1 protein-coding gene is annotated in these 1960 nt (G+C 66.8%); it reads right to left on the bottom strand.

All coding sequences use genetic code 11. The annotated features are described in order from the left end of the window. Window positions 1–1960, bottom strand: a 1960-nt coding sequence (locus A3728_RS11305; RefSeq protein ID WP_150120742.1) for a 4Fe-4S double cluster binding domain-containing protein, incomplete at both ends; no start/stop codon positions are given.

Here is a 1960-nt window from a genome sequence, read left to right as displayed (position 1 = left end):
GACCGCCAATGTCTGGTCCTTGGCCGCGAGTTTCAGGTCCGGCGACAGGTCGCGCCGGTTCACCGGGGCATCCGGCAGCCTGAACCCGCCTTCGGCCTTCTTTTCCAGATCCCACCACCAGGTCTTTACCGGGTTCAGCCCGCCCCGGCCAAGCGCATCGTCCAGCCGCGCCAGCACAGGTGCCGCGCGGGGGATATGCGTCGCAGCCCAGCGAAAGGGTGCTTCGGCAAAGAGACCTTCGAGGTTCCAGGGGCAGGTTTTCATGCATCTTCCGCACATGGCACCGCCCTGATTGGTGATGCGATAGGTGGCGCAACGCTGACTGTCGGACTTCCAGATCTCGTAGCCGTTGAACATGGTCTTCGGGCCTGCCGTAATGGCCCCCGACGGGCATTCGCGTGCGCATTTGTTGCAGGACGCGCAAAACCGTTGGAGGCCGAAATCGATGGGTTTGTCGTGGACAAGTGGCAGCGATGTCGTCACCACGCCGGATTTGAGCCGTGGTCCCAGATAGGGGTTGAGGATGACTTCACCGATGCGGCTTACCTCGCCAAGGCCCGCAAGCAGCAGAAGCGGTGGTTGCAGCACGTCGCCGTCCATAACCGTATGGGCCTTTGCCGGATGGCCGAGCGCACGCAGATGGCCCGCCAGCACACCCCCGAGGATTGCAAAGCGCAGATAGGCGCGCATCGACTGGGCGGCGCTGATCCAGTCATCGCCGCTGGCCCCTTCCATCGTGTCGTAGCCCTGGTCGACGATGAGGCTGAGCGCCTGATCGTGGGGCGGTTCGATCGGAGTTCCGGTGGCGTCATGGCTGTACCACGCCCAGTCCGGGCAGGCGGATGTGCCGGCGGCATCGGCGCCGAGGAAGTGGCTCGCCGCCTTGAGCGCGTCGGCGGCCTGCTGCGGTTCGATGGGATGCCGCTGTGCCGCGACGGGGCCGTCCTGCAACAGGATGAGCGCGCCCAGCAGCCTGCGCTGCGCGGCGGAGGGCGCCGTCTTGGTCACGTGGTGGCCGCCCTTCATCGCGGTCTGCACCTTTTCGCCCATGTCGCCGAACTGCCCCCGGGCGAACATGTCCGCCCGTTTCGGCACCCGGGGCACGTTCGGTTCGTCGATATAGGTGGTGGGGACATCCACCCGCTTGAGCTTCTCGAAGGGGTGCGGGCCCATCGCGAAGTCCCGTCCTATATAGGGATCGGCCGCCGCCGTGCCCCGGCGCGGTCGGCGGCGCGCAAAAGCGGGTTGTTGGTCGAGCGGGGCCAGCGGCGCGTCGCTGGCGAGCGCGAGATCGGTGGTCACAAGGGCAAGGCCGAAGCGTGTTCCCACAAAGGGAGCCGTCAGAATGCCTTCTTCGTTGGTGGCAAGGCCGGCGTGCAGGGCGAGTTGCTCCATCGCCACATCCCGCGCCGTGGGGGTATGGGCCCGCGCGTCGTAGCCCAAAACCCGGAGGTATTCGGCCAGTACCACCGCATTTTCGCTCGCACGCAGCGAGGCCCGTTCGACCTGCGCGTCAGCGATCCACTCCACTCCCGACTCATCGGGGCGTGGGTCGCGGGGCCATGCGCTAAGGCAGACAATGGCGTAGGCGTGGCTTTCGGGCAGGGCGCCTTCAGGTGCCTGAACGTGGTCGCGCAGATCGGCCAGCACCACGTCCACGCCCGCCGCCAGCGATGCGGTCTGGCCTGCCAGCAGTTCACTGGCCTGCGACAGCGTGTCGGGGTCGCGGTGCGGCGCAGCAAGCCGGGCGGTCTGCGGCAGCGCACAGATGCCCATCATCGACGCGTCGTGAAAATATCCGAAGGCCTTGATGTGACGGGCGCGCGCCGTCAGGTCCGTGGGGATGTCGGCGCGCGCGGGATTGGCCTTGCCGTCCCGCAGCGCATCCATCATCGCCTGATAGGGACGCATGGCGTTGGCGATGTTTTGGGGCGTATCCGGGCGGGAAAACCGGGGGACA

Origin of the sequence: Sulfitobacter sp. HI0040 (genome assembly GCF_001634885.1) — a bacterium.
Lineage (GTDB): Bacteria > Pseudomonadota > Alphaproteobacteria > Rhodobacterales > Rhodobacteraceae > Sulfitobacter.
Note: the sequence above shows the minus strand (reverse complement) of the source record. Positions and strands in the feature narration are given on the sequence as shown.